Origin of the sequence: Sphingobium trunci, from assembly GCF_022664535.1 — a bacterium.
In the GTDB taxonomy this organism is placed as follows: Bacteria; Pseudomonadota; Alphaproteobacteria; order Sphingomonadales; family Sphingomonadaceae; genus Sphingobium.
In genome coordinates this window covers 1-1,018 of record NZ_JAKUJY010000067.1, presented here as the reverse complement: position 1 = coordinate 1,018, position 1,018 = coordinate 1, and the positions used below count along the sequence as shown (strand labels likewise).

Below are 1,018 nucleotides of genomic sequence, written 5' to 3'. Positions count from 1 at the left end.
CGCAGCATTGATGGTGTTTTCCGACATCGGTCGGTCCACCGACCGCAGGGACGGGAACAGGAAGCGGCTATACTCCGCGTCATGCTCGATGGTCGCGAGGATGGCGAGCGCCTGACGGGAAAGGGGGATCGTATGCGCTCTGCGCATCTTGGTCTTGTGCGGCGGAATGGTCCACAGCGCGTTGTCGAAATCGAAATCGGCCCATTCGGCGTACCGTAGCTCACCGGGGCGGACGAACACATGCGGGAGCAGGCGCAGGGCCACCTTGGTGTTGGGATGCCCTTCGAACGCATCCAGGGCGCGCAACAGTCCGCCAGCCTCCTTGGCACCGGTGATGGCGGCGCGATGGACAGGCTTGGGGGCGATCAGTGCGCCGCGCAGGTCGGCGGCCACATCGCGTTCGGCGCGGGCCGTGGCGATGGCATAGCGAAATATCTGTGAACAGGTGCTGCGGAGGCGCTTGGCCGTCTCATATTTACCCTTGCCCTCCATCTTGCGGAGCATCACCAGCAGTTCCTGCGCGGAAATGGAGGCGATGGGACGCTTGCCGACCGACGCATTGATGAAATTCAGCAACCAGCGCAGCTTCTTCATGGTGGCGGCGGAGCGATCCTCAAGTTCGACCTTGACCAGCCATTCGTCGGCAACCGCCTTGAAGCTGTTGGAGGCAGCCACTGTGGCGGCGATGCGATCCAGCTTGATTCGCTCGGCTGGGTCTTCGCCCCGGGCCAGCAGCTTGCGGGCAGCGTCGCGTTGCTCGCGGGCATCGGCAAGGCCCGTGTCAGGGTAGACGCCGAAGGCCAGGGTCTTCTGCTTGCCGAGATGGCGATAGTTCATCCGCCAGTAGCGCCCGCCATTGGGGGTCACATAGAGGAACAATCCGTCGCCATCGGTGAGCTTGTAAGGTTTGTCGCGGCCCTTGGCCGCCTTGATGGCAACAGCAGTCAGACCCATGATGGTATCTCCCGTCAGGGGAGCAAGGTCCTACCATCATATCTACCATCAGGTTGTTGGTATG

General features: G+C 62.4%; 1 protein-coding gene. It reads right to left on the bottom strand.

The window, feature by feature from the left end:
* Positions 1 to 954 (bottom strand): tyrosine-type recombinase/integrase (locus tag MJ601_RS21770; protein WP_242130481.1); only part of this gene is annotated, 954 nt, incomplete at its 3' end.
* Positions 955 to 1,018 lie beyond the last annotated feature (64 nt).